Origin of the sequence: Persicimonas caeni (assembly GCF_006517175.1) — a bacterium.
GTDB classification, from domain to species: Bacteria; Myxococcota_A; Bradymonadia; order Bradymonadales; family Bradymonadaceae; genus Persicimonas; species Persicimonas caeni.
Genome location: NZ_CP041186.1, coordinates 3,238,040 through 3,254,236 on the forward strand (window position 1 = coordinate 3,238,040; position 16,197 = coordinate 3,254,236).

The window sequence follows — 16,197 nt, forward strand, 5'->3', positions numbered from 1 at the left end:
TATGACCCCAGAACAAAAGATCGAGCAACTCACAGGCCGCCGCCCCACGGCCATGGAGCCGTTGCGCGGCGGCTGCATCGGCACCGTACGCCGCGCCCGCATGCCCTCGGAGCGCGATCTGGTGGTCAAAATCGGCGACGCCTCCGCCAAGCTCTCCATCGAGGGCGAGATGCTTCGCTACCTCGAAGAGCACAGCGCGCTGCCGGTACCCCACGTGCTGCACAGCAGCGACGAGCTTCTGATCATGGAGTTCATCGAATCGAGCGGCCACGGCTCATCGCAGGCCCACGTCCACGCCGCCAACCTGCTCGCCGAGTTGCACACCCACACCGTCGACCGGTACGGCTTCGACCGCGACACGCTCATCGGCAGCCTCGACCAACCCAACCCTTGGTATGATGACTGGGTCGATTTCTTTGCCGAGCAACGCCTGATGTACCTGGCAGACCGGTGCGTCGAGAAGGGCCAAATGTCCTCCTCGCTGCGCGACAAGGTCGAACGGCTCTGCCACAGGCTCGACCGCTACATCGACGCGCCTAACCCTCCGGCGCTCATCCACGGAGACGTCTGGGGCGGCAACGTCTTGTTCGACGGCGACCAAGTCGCCGGCTTCGTCGACCCGGCCGTCTACTATGCCGATCCCGAGATCGAGCTGGCGTTCACGGCGCTGTTCAGCACCTTCGAGCAATCATTTTACGACCGTTACGACGAGCTCAACGGCATCCGAGATGGTTTTTGGGAGGTGCGAAAGGACATCTACAACGTCTACCCGCTGCTGGTGCACGTGTGGCACTTCGGCGGGAGCTACGTCTCGCAGGTAAGGCGCGGCGTGGGGCGGTTTGTTTGACCCCCGCTACGGGCAACGCTCGGCGTCCTCCGGACACCTCGCTCGCCCGCAGCTAAAAGTTCCGTATCACCCACAAGGGGTTCATGGCTGTCGCCCCAGCAAGAACCAACGCCATGAGCCGTCCGAGGCAAAACGCACAACCGTCCGAAGCGATTAGCACTGCAAGGTCGCCAACTTGGGAACCCCTTGTGGGTGAAAGAGAGCTCTTAGCTGCGGGCGAGCGTGGAGGCGGAGCCGACACGCGTTGCCCGTAGCGAGGCTCAAACTCCCAATAACCCCCGCACCATCCTTTGCATCGCCGGCGCAGCACTCCCCGCCGGGATCAATGCCCGTTCAAGCGCAGCCAGCGTGAAGTAGCCTTGAATGGTCGCCAGTATGGCGGCCACGCACGCCTCCTCGCTCAACTCGCCCGTGTTGAAATCACCGTCCTCGACGCCCTCGGCGATCACCTCGGCAAACTTGTCGCCAAACGCTCCGAGCGCCCCTTCGAACGCCTCTTTGACCTCCGGCAGGCGAATCGCCTCGGTCGCGATCGTCACCCACGAGGCCACCGCCTCGGGGCGCGCGTCGTCGCCCACCGCCAAAAACGCGTCGACCACCGCGTCGAGCTTGTCGAGCGGTGCTTGCGCGCCTTCGAGATGCTTCGCGATCAACGCCTCTTGCTGCTCGGCGAGGCGCTCGAGCAGGTGCAACAAGATCGCCTGCTTGGTGTCGAAGTGGTAGTGGATCAAACCGGGGGTGACGTCGGCCTCCTTGGCGATCTTCGAAATCGTCGCCTTGGCGTACCCGTGCTCGGCCATCGCCCGCAAAAGCGCCTGAGAGATCTCGGCGCGCCTCTCTTCGGTGCTCTTCCTCGCCATCATCGCTCCTAAGCTTGTTGCATGCGTCGTAGACTCACCACCGTGCGTGGGTGCAGCAGGTCTGCCACACGCTCGCCGTGCTCCAGCCGACTTCGCACCTCGGTCGAACTAACCTGCTGCAGGCTCTGGGCCGCCGGCAAGAACACCGTCTCCATGCCGTGGCCCATCTCGCGGTTAGCATGGGCGAGCAGCAACTCGTAGTCCAGATCTTGGGAGCCGCGCACGCCACGTACCAGCACGACCTGCACCTCCGGCTGGCGATACTGCTCGGCGAACGCCACCACCAGGTCATCTGTGGCTCGCACCGACACATTGGGACACGCCTCGACGACCTCCTCGAGCAGCTTCACACGCTCGTCCGGCCCGAGCCAGCCCTCCTTGGTCGGATTGATGGCCACCAGCACCACCACCTCGTCCCAGAGCTCGGCGGCCCGGCGGATCAACGAAAGATGTCCGAGCGTCGGGGGATCAAACGAGCCCGGAAAAACAGCGACGGTCTTCATCGTGCGCCTCCTGTGTCGAGTTCATGTGTCGAAAGCTTCTGCGCGCGTCGAAACAACCACAACGAGCCCACGCCGCCTGCCAGCGTCAGCGCGACGGCCAGCCCAAAGTGGCCGGCATATCCCAGGTGGTTGGCGCTGACACCGCTGAGCGCATGCGCCACCCCGGTCGAAATCACCACCGCGCTGGCGAGCACCGTGTAGTCGGTGCCGGTATGCTCGCGGCGAGTCCAGTCCATCATGCAGGCAAAGAGCACCACGGTGGCCACCCCACTGGCGAAATGCTCGACCGCGATCAGCACGCTCGCCTGCAGCACACCCGGCTCGACCAGTGCCATCGGCACAAAGAGCGCGACGCCCAACACCTGAACCACCACCGAGGCCACAAGCGCCTGCCCGCGGCGAAGCCGGTCGCCGATCAGCCCACCGGCGCCCGCGCCCAGCAAACCGAACGCAAACCCGACTCCGCCGAGCATCCAGCCGATATCCGCCATCGAGTAGGCCTGGTCGACGAGCATCGGGCGCAACATCCCACCCGCAAATCCCTCGCCGAATTTGAAGGCCACCGCCACGCCCAGCACGTGCCAACTCCAGGAGCGATCGAAGAACCCCGCCAACTTCGCCCAGTACTTCTGTGTCTGCGCATCGGCCCCACCGCCATCGACCTGCAAGTCCTCCCGCACGGCCAGCAACGGCAGCAAGGCGGCGAGCAGAATCGACGCGCAGACGAGCAACCCCACGGTCCAGCCGGCAAGCTCGATGAGCACCAACACCCCCGCCCCGCCGGCGATCATCCCCAGCCGATAGCCACCCACCTGCAGCCCATTGCCGGCCCCGCGCTCGTCGACCTCGAGCACGTCGACCGCAAGCCCATCGGTCGCGATATCCTGCGTGGCGTTGAGGAAATTGACGACGAAGACGGCCCCCAGCAGCCAGTAGAGCTCGGCGCTCACGTCCAGCAACGCCAGCACCACAAATACCGCCACGGTCACCAACTGAATCGGAACCAGCCACCCCTTTCGCCGAGGCAGCCCCTCCACAGGCGCCCGGTCGACCCACGGCGCCCACAAAAACTTCAGTCCCCAGGGCAGCGCCAGCAGCGACGAGAACCCGATCGCCTCGAGCGAAAAGCCACCCTCGCGCAAGATCACCGGAAGCGCCTGCATGAACAGCCCGAAGGGCACGCCCTGCGAGAAATACAGCACCGCCAACAGCCCAAACCGCTGCCGCCGGGTCAACTGAGACAGGCCAATCTGTGCCATCTGACGCCTCCAATGCCATTAGTTGGTCAACCAACCAATAAGGATTCTACAACCGACAGAGAGAATTGCAAGGAGCAAAAGCTTGCGCCAGTACCGAAGCAAAACCGCTTCCGTCGCAGATCGGACCGTCCATCAAACGGTCCATGCCCAAACCTGGCTCAGCCGCCAGATGGTGAATCGACGACGAACTTCCGATTCACCCGCCTTCGAGTCGAGCAAATTGGTGGCCACCATTTATTGCCGTCTTCATATACGGTTATCGGCAAAAGTCGCTGTTGCTCTTCATCGATCGAGCGGAATGTTCGAACACCGAGCGAGCTTTGCTATAAGGATCGACAGGAAGGGCGATTGGCGAGATTTTTGGAGGCGGCGATGAAGCTGTGGGATTTGCTCGCAGAGTCGAAAATTCGTGAATGGACGAAACGTCGCGAAGAGAAGAGGACAGCGGGAGAGCTCGAGCTCGACGAATCCGACGAGGCGCCGCTGCTCGAAGACGCCAAGTCGATCGAGAGCCAATTGTTCGACGAAGCGCGAGCCGCGCGCCATCAGGCCCGCCAGTGTGAAGACCCCGAAGAGCGCGATGCCCTCTTGGAGCGCTCCAAGAAAGCACAGCTTCGCATGATGGTCCTACTCGAAAGAGGTGGCTATCCGCTACTCGCGCGCTCCATGGAGAACCGGCTCAACACCGACGACGACGATTGAGGCGCCCAATCCCTAGCGCCAGCACTAGACCGAGCATCCATGCCGTTGTCCCTCCGCCTGCGCCCGGCACCGCCCGGCAATTGCACCCGCCACTCGCCGAGACATAGTTCCCGCCGCCCTCTCCGAGATCGCCACCCTGGTCGACGTCTGCGGTCCCACCACCGACGTCTCCTGCGCCTCCGGAGTCCGCCACACCGCCGACATCGCCAGGCGTCCCGCCAGTATCGCTCGTCCCGCCCGTGTCACTCGGCATGCCAACGTCATCGCTGCCACCGACATCACTGCCGCCGCCGACATCGTCTCCGCCGCCGTCATCGGGCAAGCAGTTGTCGAACGAGCCCATCTCCAACGCGCGCACCAACATCGTGCCGAACTCCACGCGAGTGACGATATCGGCCGGACAATACTCCATTGGGGACTGCGAGCAGCCATTCACGACGCACGCTTCGTGCAAGAACTCGACGTGGTTTCGGTACCACGCATCGGTCGCCACATCGGTGAACACAGGCGAGGTCGGCTCGGTGGGACTCACGCCCATTGCGCTGGTGATCATGACCGCCGCGGTGGCGCGGTTGAGCCACTCGTCGGGGCAGAACTGCTTGGGCTGCTGCGAGCAGCCGTTGACGTAGCCCGCGGCGTGCAACGCCTCGATCTCGCCAAATCCGACCGAGCCCACAGGCACGTCCTCGAACGTCGCCTGTGCCGGCGACAGCGGCGAGAGCCCCAGCGCCCGCGCCATGAAAATGGCCGCGTGGCGCCGGTCGAGATCGCAGGACGGGCAGAACATGCGCGGCGAAGCCTGGCAGCCGTTGGTGACCCCTTCGGCGTACAGCGTCTCGGCCACATCGTAGTACCAACTGTTGTCGGGCACGTCGCCGAAGGTGCCGGTGGCTCCATCTTTGGCCTCCGGGATACAGCAGTGGGCGTAGTCGGTCGCGCCGCCGGCCAGCAGCCCCAGGTGGTTGCTCACGCTGCGCTCGCTGCCGTCGCTCGGGTTGTTGACTACGCCACCTTCGCCGGCCACGTACATCGTCGTCGAGCCGCCACCGTCGAGGTTGAGCGCGCGCTCGGCGCCCAGGTCGACCATCAGTTGTCCCAACTCGGCGGTCGTCATGCCGCGGCTTACGCCCGACCAGCGCCCGTCGACCACCGCCAAGATGAGCTTACGGCCGGTCGAATCGAGCCCGACCGCGGTCCGCGGGTGGCGCTGGCACCAGTGCGACGAGCACGCGTTCTGGACCACCTGCCCGTTTTCGACGATCAGCGGCCGGCCCGCGATGATATTGTGCATCCAGCTTTCGGGGCTCGACACCACCGCCGAGGGAACCGACAGCGCCACCTCGTTCTCTTCGCCGAACGCGACAAACCCGAACGACGAGCCGTCGCCGCTATCTTGCCACAGCTCCCCCTCGCCCATCGTCAGCCCGATCGGCGCGTAATTCGAGGTGTTGTAGAACCCACCGTTGATGGCGACCTGCGCGCCGTACTGCTGAGCGAAGCTGCTCGTGCGCATGCCACGATCGGCTGGTTTGGTCGCGGTGGTGGTCACGCCGGTCGCACACAGGTCGACCTCGACGGCGTGGATGCGGTTGGGCTCGGAGGTGGTCCGCTCCAGGTAACGCACGCCCGGATAGGGCGACGACCACTGGTCGGCGGCAAGCGCCGAGGCGGAAAAACTGAACAGAAGAGCAAAGGCGAGCAGACAACAAGCGCGACGCGACACGGCACGACCTCCTAATTCTGGAGCATTTCGAGTCGTTCACATGCCACGTCGTGTCCCCCGTCGCAACCCTTCTTGAAGTACTTGATGGCAACTTTTTGGCTCTGCGCGACCCCGTCGCCGGTCGCATACAGCGCTCCCAGGTAGCTGCAGCCTTGCGGATCTCCTTCCTCACACGCCTTTTTGTACTGCTCGGCCGCCTTCTTGGCGTCGGCGTCGACCCCCAGGCCCTCTTGGTGCAAGTAGCCCAGGTGTGTGCAACCGCGTGCTTGGCCCATCTCACACGCCTTCGCGTACAGCTTTCGCGCCCGATCGAGATCTTTGCCGACGCCCTGGCCTTCGCGATACATCGACGCGAGCCCCACACACGCGCTCGCCTGCCCGGCGTTGCAGGTATCCTGGTAGAGCAAGAAGGCGCGCACCTGCGCCTCGGGACTCGCCTCGTCCTCCGAGAGTTGCCGCCCGACGTTGAAGCACGCGTTGGACACACCTTTGTTGCACGCTTTGCGATACAGCCTCACCGCCTCTTTGGGCTTTCGTGGCACGCCGTTTCCGGTGTGGTAGGCCCCGGCGAGGTTGTAGCAGCCGTTGCCGTCGCCCAACTGGCATGCCTTGCGGTACAGCTCGGCGGCCTTGCGCGGGTTGCGCCCCACCGCGCCGCCCTCCTCGTGGAGCACGCCGAGGGTGTTGCAGCCCTTGGCGTAGCCGGAGGCGCAAGCGACCTCGTAGAGCATCGCCGAGCGCACCGCGTCCTTCTTGGCGGCGTCGCCCTTCTCGTGGCGAAGCGCCAAGTTGAAGCACGCCTGAGCGTGGCCGCCCGAGCAGGCCTTCTCGTACAATTCGAGCGAGCGCTCGCGGTTCTTGGCGACCCCCTTTCCCTGCTCGTACAAATCACCCAGATGAGTGCATCCGACGGCGTACTCGTCGTCGCAGGCGCCTCTGTAGAGTTCGACGGCGCGCTCCAGGTCTTCTTTGACGCCCTCGCCCTTCTGGTTTAGCGCGCCAAACAACGTACACGCCTCCGGTTGGCCCGCTCCGTCGTTGTTGCATCCCTTTTCGTACACTTTGGCCGCGCGCGCCTGGTCGTGCACCACCATGAACCCCTTCTCGAAGCGCACACCCAGCATCACACAAGCCAGCGGAAAGCCCTCCTCGCAGCCCGTCTCGAGCACTCCGATCAGGTCGCCCTGGCCGCCCTGAGTGCGCACGTCGATGTCGTATCGCTCCGAAAGCGTCGCACAGGCATCGGCGCGACCGCCCTCGCAAGCGCGCAGGTAACTCGCCTTGGAAGCGGCCTCTTCGTCGCTTTTGTGCAGGATATCGCCCAGCCGGCGACACCCGTCGGGCTCGCCCAGGTTGCAGGCGCGGGCGTACATCTTCTGGGCCTGGTCGTCGCCGCGGCCCTGCACCAGCTTGCGCTCGTACATCAGCCCCAGCCCCACGCAACCCAGCGCCGCGCCGTGCGCACACGCCTCGTCGTAATACTCCCAGGCGCGGTACAGGCTCTTGTCGACCCCACGGCCGACCACGAACATCGAGCCGAGCATCGCGCACGCCACCGGGTGCTTCTCCACGCAGCCCATCGAGTAATACTCGGCGGCCTGCTTGGCGTCCTTGTGCATCCCGAAGCCATCCATCAACGCCTTGCCCAGCAAGGTACACGCCATCCCTTCGCCGTCATTACACGCGTCGACCAGGCTCGATAGGTCGAGCTCGGTGTCGATGCGCGTCTTCCAGGCGTCTTCGGGGATCTCGTCGGCGACTTGCTTCGTCGCCACCGGATCGTCGGAGACGGTCGCGTTTTTGGTGGCGCAGCCGGCTGCAAGGAGGGTGAGGAGGATCAGGAGGTGTGGGAAAGTACGTGCGTGCATATGTCCCTATCCGAATGCAGTGGCTTCAAAGACTAACATAAGTTGGGACAAGAATGAGGGCCAGATGTTCCGGAAGCTTTGGATTGCTGGGGCGGCCCCACCGGCGGCTCTCGCTGCGCTCCGCCGCCACCTCCCCCCGGCTATGCGCCGCGGAGAGGAGCCCATTCGCGCTCGAGAAGTAGTCCCCACGCGCACCCGAAACATAGCAAGGTGGCGAGGGGCTCCTCCCCGGCGCGTTCAGCGTCGGGGAGGTGTCGCGCGTTCGAGCGCGACGGAGGGGCCGCCACAACAACCCAAAAGCCACAACCCCAAGAAACTAGAACGCCTCGTCATCTTGACGAGGCGCCCTAGTCGAAAGGAGGAGTCATGCCATGAAGTTCCCGCATCGCGTTGACCCGATGGGGAGGTGCCTGTTTTCGCGACAGGCAATGGTTAAACGACACGACCCCAGTTTTAATTCCAACCCGATCCGGTTTTTTTCAAATTTTTTTCGTTACAGCTTGAGACGCAAGCAGCAGTGGTGATTGGTCCACAGAGCGGGCAGCTTGCCCGGCGCTTCGCCGTCGATGTCGAGCATGGCCACCCCTCCGTTGATCGAACGGGCCGCCACACGGCTGGCGCGGCGTCGGAAGATCTTTTTATTCTGCAAATGTCTGCCCTGGTAGATATCGAAGACCAGGCTGGCGATCTCACGGCGTTTGAGGTCGCCCATCAGCACGACCTGAAACTGGCCGTCGTCGAGCTCGGCGCCCGGCGCGATCCACATGCCGCCGCCGAAAAATTCGCCGTTGGCGACGACCACGTTGTTCATCTTGCCTTCGATCTCGACGGTGTCGTCGAGGCGAAGCTCCACGTCGATATTCTTGTAGCGCGCGAACGCCCGCGCCGTCGCCCACAGAAAGCTCGGCTTGGCGCCCAGGCCCTTCCAGCTCTTGTTGGCGATGCGGTCGACCGCCCCCGAGAAGCCGGCGCTGGCGATATTGACGAAGTAGCGCGTGGCGATCTCGCCCGAATCGTCGACAAAGCCGACCTCGCCGATGTCGATCTCACGCACGTGCTGGCCGCTGAGGTGCTCGATCGTCTCACTGTGGCCGCCCATCAGGCCGACCGTGCGCCGAAAATCTCCGCCGGTGCCCAGCGGAAGTACGCCGAGCACGGCTTCCGGGTTGATCGGCTCGGGAGCGCCGTCGCGCTTGCGCGTCATCCACCCGTCGTCGTCGATGGTGTAGAGGTCGTCGATGTCGGGCTTGTCGAAAAAGCCATTGACCACTTCGTTGAGCGTGCCGTCGCCGCCCACGGCGACGATCTGCTGCCACCCGGCCCGCAACGCCTCGCGTGCGAGGAGCGTGGCGTGGCCCGGCCCCTCGGTGAAGGCGTAGTCGATTTCGGGCAGCCGCGCGCGCAACAGGCGCTCCATGAGCCCCCACTCTTCTTCGACGGCGCCCGCTCCCGCCTTCGGATTGGCGATCACGAATGTTCTGAAGTTCAACGACATCGTCCACCCATTACAATTCGAAAGCTCGACACACCAAATCCAACACATCGATCGCCACTTCATCTGCGCCGCCGGCCCGGCGGAACGCCTTGGTGCAGGTGGCCGAACCGCACACGATCGTGCTCGCCTCGTGCTCGCTCTCACGCTCCATCTGCTCGAGGCGGTCGGCCGCACACCGCTCGCTCGCCTCGGGGGCGACCAGGTGGTAGTGCGACGGCCCACCGCAGCACGGTGCGTCCGCGCGGTTGGTCGAAAACTCGTCGAGCGGCTTGCCGCACAGCGCACTCAGCAGTGCGCGGGTCTCCTCGTACAGCTCCAGATGCCGCCCCACAAAGCACGAGTCGTGCAGCATCATCGCCTCGTCGCTCAGGTCGACGCGCGGCTCGAGCATGTCAACGCGCTCGGCCAGAAACTCGATCATGTGCACCACGTTCAGCGGGCTCTCCTGGCCGAAGCTCGTCCCCTCGCGGAACAAGGTGACCATCGCCGCGCAGTCGGTCACGATCATGTCGGCGTCCGACAGCATCGTCTCGAAATTGGTGCGGTACTCCTCGTAGGCCGCCCGGTTGCCCGTCGACAGCAGCGGAAACCCGCAGCAGGCAAAGCCCTCGTCGTTGCGGCGAGTGTACAGGCGCACCTTCGTGCCGTGGAACATCTCGAGCAAAAGCCCGGTGCGCACGATCGTCTCGGGCTCGTGATAGCGCACCTCGCAGTCGGGCATGTAGACCACCGAGGCGTCGTCGTCGAAGACCTCCTCGACCGTAAACCCATGGATATCGGGGATCTGGGGAAGCTCCCCGTGCGGCGAGTTGTGCTTCAAGAAGGTCTCGTCGAGCCCCTCGAGCTCGTCGGGCAAATACCCGAGCTCGCGCATCCATCCGCGCGCGGCCCACATCGCCTGGGGCACGTCGTTCTCGTGCAGACACCAATTCTGGCAGCGCAGGCACCCCATGCAGTGATAGAAGGTCTCGGCGACCTCCTCGGAGGGCTCGACCGCGCCGTCTTTGACCAGCTCGAACAGCCGCATCATGCCCCAGGGAGTCACCGTCTCGCGGTCCTCTGCCTCGGCGGCCGGACACGAAAAGCGGCACAGCTTCGGGCAATATGTGCAGTAGGCTGTCGCCCGATCGATTGGATCTCCAAAGCTCTTCTTCATGGTCCCACCGCCAACATGCGCCTGTCGTCGAACTCGCCTTTTAGCTTCTGCGCCCACTCCGGCCACGTCACGCTCGGCCCGCCGATAATCGGGCGCGCCTCGAGCGCCGTCTCGAACGCCTCCGGACTCCAGCCATCGTCGGGCACCTCGTCGAAGGTGACATAGGCTGTCGCCGCGTGGGTCGACCAGTCGACGATCTCGACCTCGCCGACCCCTTCGAGCGCGTCGATCGCCTCGCCGAGATGCGTCAAGCTGTAGGTCAGCGCCACCGTGCGGTCGGCCTCCTCGCGTGCGCGGCCGTCGGGCATCTCGGCGGCGAGCCGCCGACGAAGCTTTCGGACGGCCTCCCCATTGGCCGAGTCGAACGACTCGCCGTAGTGGGCGCGAAACCGATGCACCATCGCGTCCAGAAGCCGCGTCGGGGCGTGGACGACCGCCTGAAAACGTCCCTCGGAGCGCCGCCAGTGACACCACGCGCGGTGCACCCCGCGCTCGCCCAGCTCGCGCATCTTCTGTGCGGCGTCGGCCGCCGTGGCTGCCTCCCACTCGAACAGCCGCCCCGGAAACGGCTTCGACACGCTCAGCGTCACGTTCAAGATCACACCCAACGCCCCTTCGCCACCGATGAACAGATGGCGCAGGTCGGGCCCGCTCGCCTTTCGAGGCGCCTCCAGATACCGGTAATCGCCCAGGGTCGGCGACACGGCCGACAGCGCCACGCAGCCCTCGCGGATATCGCCCGACAGCCGGTGCGGCTGGGTCGGATGACGCTTGGCCAAGAGGCCTCCGACAGTCGCGCTGTCCGCATACGGCCGGTAGGTCTGCAGTGAGTAGCCCTCTTCGCGCATCTTCTCGCGAAGCTCGCCCCAGCGAATCCCCGCCTCGACGCGCACCAGGTTGCTCTGACGGTCGAGCTTCAAGATGTGGTTGCACCGCTCGGTGCGCACTGCCTCGAAGCCACGCTCGCCGATGACCTGCTCACGCAGATGCTGGCCGTCGCCGATCACCACCCGCGGCAGGTCCGCGTCGCCGCCGCGCCCGGCGATCAGGTGCTCGAGCTCGACGACGTCTTCGGGGAAATGCTCGGCCTGTGGCTCCGGCAGCTTTCTCTCTTCGTAGAAGCTCATAGGTACACCTTCCCGGGGTTCATGATCCCGTCGGGATCGAACGCAGCCTTCAGCGCGTCGAACGCTTGGCGGCCGCCGCGATGATCGTGGTGCGACCACGGCGCCTTCGACTCGCCCACGCCGTGGTGGTGCGCGACGCTCGCCCCGACGCTGGCCACGGCATCGAGCCCGGCCTTCCAGGTCGCGTCGTAGCGCTCGAGCGTCTCGTCCATGTCGGCGCCGAACCCCGAGAACGTAAAGTAGATGGAGCTGCCGTACGGGTAGACGTGGCTAAAGTGAGCCATCACCAGCACGTGCGGGGCCAGCGCCTCGCGCACGGTGTGGTACAGCTCGAGCACCTTCGACCAGCTCGTCGACACCTCCATCGTGTCGACGAACGCGCCGGCGTCGTACATCGGCGACTGCTTGTAGGAGACGTTGTAGCGGTTCTCCAGCCAGTGCAGCCCGGGGCCCGGCCCCAGGTCGAGCCCGTAGCGGCCGAGCAGGTCGAAGGCGTATTGCGCCTCGTCCTCGACCAGCGGGCTCGAGCCCTCGAAGCCCACCACGAGCAAGCACTCTTTGGGCAAGACGTTCGTCAGCGAGTTGAGCGCCAGCGGGTTTCCGAGCACGCGGCCGACCACCGCGTGGGTCGCCTTGCGCACCTGCTCGCGCACCTTCGAGGTCACCGCGTCGGGCACCTTGTCGAAGGCGAGTTTGCGCAGGTTGCGAAGCAGCCCCGGCGGCACGTCCGACGAGCCCTTCTCGGCGTCGCTCGACTTGTGCAGCAGGGTATCGAGCGCGTCGTAAAGGCGCACCACGGCCGGGCGAAGGCCCGCCTGCATCATGTCGCGAATGGCGTCGAGCGCGGTCTCGACGTCGGGAAACTTGAAGCCGCGATAGAACCGGTGGTTCGGCTTGCGGGCCATGTTGAAGGTCGCCTCGGTGAGCACCCCGAGGGTGCCCTCGCTGCCCACGAAGAGCTGGGTCAGGTCGGGGCCGGCCTGCGAGGCCATCTGCCGCGGCCTGTCGGCCAGCGGGTCGGCGGCGGTGTCGAGCACCTCGCCTGTGCCGGTAACCACTCGCAGCGACGCGACCATGTCCTCGATCTTGCCGTACAGGCTCGAAAACTGGCCGGCCCCACGCGCGGCGACCCAGCCGCCGATGCTCGAGCAATAAATCGATGAGGGAAAGTGGCCCAGCGTGAACCCGCGTCGCTGCAGCTCCTCTTCGAAGGGCATGCCGATCGCGCCGGCCTGCACGCGCACGGTCATGTCGTCGGCGCGCGTCTCCACGATGCGGTCCATGCGCTTGACGTCGACGACGACCTTCGTCTCGTCGGCGAGCACGCCGCCGCACACCCCACTGCCGGCGCCAAAGGGCACCAGGGGCGTGCCCGTCTTGCGCGCCCAACGCACCAAGCCTGTGACTTCGGATTCGTTGGCCGGCTGGACGATCGCCGCCGGACAGTGATGGTCGAGGTCGCGCCCGCGGGTGCGGATGATCCCGCGCGGCCAGCAGTCGACCTGGTAGGCGAGCCGGTCGGGCTTGCTGACCAACACCCGCTCGCGGCCGACGATGTCGGCCAGGTCGTCGACCATCGTTTTGGGAGGCTTCTTCACGGCGTCTTGTCGTGTCGTTGTTGTCATTTAGCCATTCATTTCAAAGTTGATTCGTATGTAAAAAGTCTCCCGTCGGCATCGCCGGCTGATTTTGCCGCTCTCTTCGCCGCCAATACTCGACGATGCCACTCGCATCGCCTGCGTTTGTCGGCTTCGACCCCGGCAAAATCATCTCGCCGAGCCTCGGTCCGACTTCTCACACACGAATCAAAATTCGAAACGCCTCATTCTTCATCGAACCGCCCGTATACGTTCGGCAACACCCACCGATCGAGCACTTCCTGCAAGAGCGCCTCGAGCCCACGCACAAAGCCTTCGAGCTTCTCTACACTAAGCTCGGGAGCGCCCTCCTCAAGTCCCCACTCGACGAGCCGTCCGATGAGCGCGTTCATCTTGGCCTCGACCACCCGGCCGAAGCGGGCCACCACGGCGCGGGCTTCTTCGTCCTGGGCGGTCTCGCGCACCAGGTTGTCGAGGTTGTCGACGCCGAAAAAGAGCGCGCTCGCCTCGGGAAACGCGTCGACCAGCTCGTCGAATTGCTCGCGAAACTCGGCGACGATCTCCTCGTCGAAGAACGCTTCCTCGCCGGGAGCCGCGACCAACTGGCGCGCCCGCCAGCCGAACTTCGCCGCGGTCGTGCCGAGGCTTTTGAGCGCGCCCAAAAGCGGCAGCCAAGTGGCCACGAAACCGACGATCTCGTCGCGGCTCGCCACCACCTGCTTGAGCACGGCGAGCATGCGCACGAAGCTCGTCTGCACGTCTTCCTCAGCCGGGTCGACGGGGGCCGGGCCGACGGGGGCCGATTCGGCGTCGCCGAGTTCCTCGATGGAGCGCTCGTCATCGGAAGATGCGGGTTGTTCTCGGTCCTCGGGCGGCATCTTCGACCTCGAAGGCTGACTGGTCAGTCACAGTAGGGGCATGATGCGACGGGGCGGGGGGACTTTGCAAGAAGAGAAGAAGGAGTGCAGGTCCAGCTTGGCGAGGCCCCCCATCCGCCTCGCGCTGAACTGCGCGCTCGGCACCTTCCCCGAGGGGAAGGGATGCTGTTGCGAAAAGCGAAGTGGGTTAATTGCGCAAAGGCACCCTTCCCCAGGGGGAAGGTGGCTCGCGCGTTTTACAGCGCGAGCCGGATGGGGGGGCGCCAAGAAGCTGAGCCTGCGCCGCGGCTCTACGGGCTGTTGGGCTCTCCCGGGGTCGCCATGATGAAGTCGCGATAGTCCGGGTGCACGTTCTGGCCCCCACGGTCGACGCTCGACGCCTTCCACGAGCCGGCCTTGGTGCCGTCGCCGGCACTGCCGTCGGCACCGATCTTACGCTCCATCGAATAGTTGACCACGCCGTCCCCGACGGTCTTTCGCCCGCCCCAGAACGGAGGTCCATGGTCGCCGGCTTCGTCGATCACCTCGCCGGTCGCGTCGCGCAGATCCAAGTAGAACCCGAGGTTCTTGAGGTTGAGCCGCGGAAAGCGCGGGTCGTTAGCCATGTTGAGCACAAAGTCGGGGTTCAAAAAGGCGTGGTTGCCGCGCTGCGGGTCGCCCTCGCTGTAGGGAACCACGTTGTGGTCGAGCACCAAGAAGTACTCGCCGGGCTCGATGACCGTGCCGGGAGTAAAACCGAGCTTGAAGTCGTCGCCGCCGGTGATGGTCCACATCGACATGTTGATGGGACGATCGGTGGGGTTGTAAAGCTCGATGAACTCGTCGTTGCTCACCTCGTCGCGCACGGTATCGGTATGGTCGGAGGGATCGGGCTCGCCGTTCCAGCCGTCCCAGTGCACCTCGCTGATGACCACCGAGCCGGGGCCCGCCTCTTTGGAGCAGGTGGGGCGCTCGCCGTTCTCGTCGGGCTCCATGTAGTAGCACCACCCACCGTCGAGGGTGCGGCTGAGGCTCCACATCTCGCGGAAGCCGTCCATAAAGCTCTCGACGACGCGCTCGCCGCGCAGCACGAGCAAGACCTCGTCGTTCGAGATCGTCGCCGCCGACGACCAGTTGAAGCTGCCGGTCACCACGCGCGCGTCGGGGGTGCCGTAGTCGAGGATCATCGTCTTGGTGTGCAGGCGCCCACCGCCGGCCTGGTAGTCGCCGGGGAGCCGGGAGTTCTCGTTGGCGTCGAGGCGCATCGGCACGCCACGAGCGGCGAGTCGATAGCCTTCGTGATACTGCCCGTTGCCGTGCACCTGGCTGCGGTCGAGCAGGCCAACGACCTTTTTGGGCCACTCGGTGACCGGCTTGTCGCGGAAGTTGGGGTCGATCTCGGCGTTCTCGCGCATGAACCGGTCGTGCTTCTTGATGAAGTCACTGCCAACTTCGTCCTTGGTGAACGCGAAAATCTGGAAGTGGATGGAGGTGTGCACCTTGTCGAGTTCCTCGCGGATCACGCCCATGGCGTCTTCCTGCGGGGAGAAGTAGACCTCCACGTCGGTGTCGCCGACCTGGTAGCGCTCACCGTTGTCGATGCGGTGCTTGGCCTTGGAGAACCGGCCCTCGAACATCTGGTCGAACTCGGCCTTGAAGTCGGCGGCCACCGGCTCCGAGTCGATGTAGACCCAGTTGTTGTTGTTTCGCCCGAAGCCCGTCGAGGTGATATTGCCCGTGCCCACCCACACAAACCGGTCATCGATGATGAAGAATTTGTTGTGCATGATGTGGAACTGGTTGCCGACCTGCATCGGAATCTGGCGATCGACCAACGCTTCGTAGCCGTGAGCGCGGTACTGCAGGTGGCGAGCATCGCCGGCCACGCGCACCTCGACGCCGCGGTCGTAGGCACGAATGACCGCGTCGATGATGTTCTGCTTGGAGAAGCCGTAGATGCACACGTCGAGCGTGTTCTTGGCCTCGTCGATCTGGTGGACGAGAAACTCGCTGGGCAGGCGGTTGCGGTCGTTATCGTTGCGGCTTCCCGGCGCGTTCAAAAACGGCTGGACGGCCGGCTGAATCTGCTCGCGCCCTTCCGGGCCTTCGATGCCGCAGCCCGCAAAGGTGGCGCTCAGCAGCATCAAAGCGATCATCGACCAGGTGGTTCGTGCAGTCATGGGTGCTCTTCCCGTTGGTTTA

Annotated in this window: 13 protein-coding genes; 2 read left to right on the plus strand and 11 right to left on the minus strand. The window is 64.8% G+C overall.

Translation table 11 applies throughout. The features are described from left to right. Position 1: 1 nt before the first annotated feature. On the plus strand, positions 2–847 hold the full coding sequence (locus tag FIV42_RS11995; RefSeq protein WP_141197918.1) for a fructosamine kinase family protein: 846 nt from the start codon (positions 2–4) through the stop codon (positions 845–847). Positions 848–1,107: 260 nt separating this feature from the next. Here the strand turns inward: FIV42_RS11995 and FIV42_RS12000 are convergent, their stop codons facing one another. From FIV42_RS12000 to FIV42_RS12010, 3 genes are read right to left on the minus strand one after another with little or no spacing between them, the layout of a single operon-like run. Continuing rightward, positions 1,108–1,707: a TetR/AcrR family transcriptional regulator gene (locus tag FIV42_RS12000; protein ID WP_168210588.1), complete on the minus strand. Its 600-nt coding sequence runs from the start codon at positions 1,705–1,707 to the stop codon at positions 1,108–1,110. 8 nt (positions 1,708–1,715) lie between these two features. After that, complete coding sequence (coaD, locus tag FIV42_RS12005) at positions 1,716–2,210, minus strand: pantetheine-phosphate adenylyltransferase (protein WP_141197920.1); 495 nt, start codon at positions 2,208–2,210, stop codon at positions 1,716–1,718. After that, positions 2,207–3,469, minus strand: coding sequence for an MFS transporter (locus FIV42_RS12010; RefSeq protein WP_141197921.1), 1,263 nt, complete (start codon positions 3,467–3,469; stop codon positions 2,207–2,209). Before FIV42_RS12010 ends, coaD begins: the two co-directional genes overlap by 4 nt. A 348-nt stretch (positions 3,470–3,817) precedes the next feature. On the opposite strand from FIV42_RS12010, the gene FIV42_RS12015 reads away from it, so the two are divergent. Beyond that, on the plus strand, positions 3,818–4,171 hold the full coding sequence (locus tag FIV42_RS12015; protein ID WP_141197922.1) for a hypothetical protein: 354 nt from the start codon (positions 3,818–3,820) through the stop codon (positions 4,169–4,171). On the opposite strand, the gene FIV42_RS12020 is transcribed toward FIV42_RS12015, so the two are convergent. From FIV42_RS12020 to FIV42_RS12055, 8 genes are all read right to left on the minus strand, one after another. Continuing rightward, positions 4,149–5,894 carry a phosphodiester glycosidase family protein gene (locus tag FIV42_RS12020; protein WP_141197923.1) on the minus strand — a complete coding sequence of 582 codons (1,746 nt, stop codon included), beginning with the start codon at positions 5,892–5,894 and terminating at the stop codon, positions 4,149–4,151. The two genes, FIV42_RS12015 and FIV42_RS12020, sit on opposite strands and share 23 nt — an antisense overlap. 11 nt (positions 5,895–5,905) lie before the next feature. Beyond that, complete coding sequence (locus tag FIV42_RS12025; RefSeq protein WP_141197924.1) at positions 5,906–7,762, minus strand: tetratricopeptide repeat protein; 1,857 nt, start codon at positions 7,760–7,762, stop codon at positions 5,906–5,908. Positions 7,763–8,255: 493 nt separating this feature from the next. Then, complete coding sequence (locus tag FIV42_RS12030; RefSeq protein ID WP_168210589.1) at positions 8,256–9,251, minus strand: diacylglycerol/lipid kinase family protein; 996 nt, start codon at positions 9,249–9,251, stop codon at positions 8,256–8,258. 16 nt (positions 9,252–9,267) lie between these two features. Beyond that, entirely contained in the window at positions 9,268–10,413 is a 1,146-nt protein-coding gene (locus FIV42_RS12035) for a (Fe-S)-binding protein (protein ID WP_141197926.1), read from the minus strand. Then, entirely contained in the window at positions 10,410–11,540 is a 1,131-nt protein-coding gene (locus FIV42_RS12040; protein ID WP_141197927.1) for an FAD-binding oxidoreductase, read from the minus strand. Before FIV42_RS12040 ends, FIV42_RS12035 begins: the two co-directional genes overlap by 4 nt. After that, the gene (locus FIV42_RS12045; RefSeq protein ID WP_141197928.1) at positions 11,537–13,165 is read right to left on the minus strand and encodes an FAD-binding oxidoreductase; all 1,629 of its coding nucleotides are present in this window, start codon (positions 13,163–13,165) and stop codon (positions 11,537–11,539) included. The genes FIV42_RS12040 and FIV42_RS12045 overlap by 4 nt, the downstream gene beginning before the upstream one ends. A gap of 197 nt (positions 13,166–13,362) precedes the next feature. Continuing rightward, the gene (locus FIV42_RS12050) at positions 13,363–14,016 is read right to left on the minus strand and encodes a hypothetical protein (RefSeq protein ID WP_141197929.1); all 654 of its coding nucleotides are present in this window, start codon (positions 14,014–14,016) and stop codon (positions 13,363–13,365) included. 290 nt (positions 14,017–14,306) lie between these two features. Continuing rightward, positions 14,307–16,175 carry a phospholipase D-like domain-containing protein gene (locus FIV42_RS12055; RefSeq protein WP_168210590.1) on the minus strand — a complete coding sequence of 623 codons (1,869 nt, stop codon included), beginning with the start codon at positions 16,173–16,175 and terminating at the stop codon, positions 14,307–14,309. Positions 16,176–16,197 lie beyond the last annotated feature (22 nt).

What these genes read in the sequence shown, in the direction of transcription:
- FIV42_RS11995 (WP_141197918.1), top strand. Translation starts at nt 2, where the DNA reads ATGACCCCAGAACAAAAGATCGAGCAACTCACAGGCCGCCGCCCCACG.
- FIV42_RS12000 (WP_168210588.1), bottom strand. Translation starts at nt 1,707, where the DNA reads ATGGCGAGGAAGAGCACCGAAGAGAGGCGCGCCGAGATCTCTCAGGCG.
- coaD (WP_141197920.1), bottom strand. Translation starts at nt 2,210, where the DNA reads ATGAAGACCGTCGCTGTTTTTCCGGGCTCGTTTGATCCCCCGACGCTC.
- FIV42_RS12010 (WP_141197921.1), bottom strand. Translation starts at nt 3,469, where the DNA reads ATGGCACAGATTGGCCTGTCTCAGTTGACCCGGCGGCAGCGGTTTGGG.
- FIV42_RS12025 (WP_141197924.1), bottom strand. Translation starts at nt 7,762, where the DNA reads ATGCACGCACGTACTTTCCCACACCTCCTGATCCTCCTCACCCTCCTT.
- FIV42_RS12035 (WP_141197926.1), bottom strand. Translation starts at nt 10,413, where the DNA reads ATGAAGAAGAGCTTTGGAGATCCAATCGATCGGGCGACAGCCTACTGC.
- FIV42_RS12040 (WP_141197927.1), bottom strand. Translation starts at nt 11,540, where the DNA reads ATGAGCTTCTACGAAGAGAGAAAGCTGCCGGAGCCACAGGCCGAGCAT.
- FIV42_RS12045 (WP_141197928.1), bottom strand. Translation starts at nt 13,165, where the DNA reads ATGACAACAACGACACGACAAGACGCCGTGAAGAAGCCTCCCAAAACG.
- FIV42_RS12050 (WP_141197929.1), bottom strand. Translation starts at nt 14,016, where the DNA reads ATGCCGCCCGAGGACCGAGAACAACCCGCATCTTCCGATGACGAGCGC.
- FIV42_RS12055 (WP_168210590.1), bottom strand. Translation starts at nt 16,175, where the DNA reads ATGACTGCACGAACCACCTGGTCGATGATCGCTTTGATGCTGCTGAGC.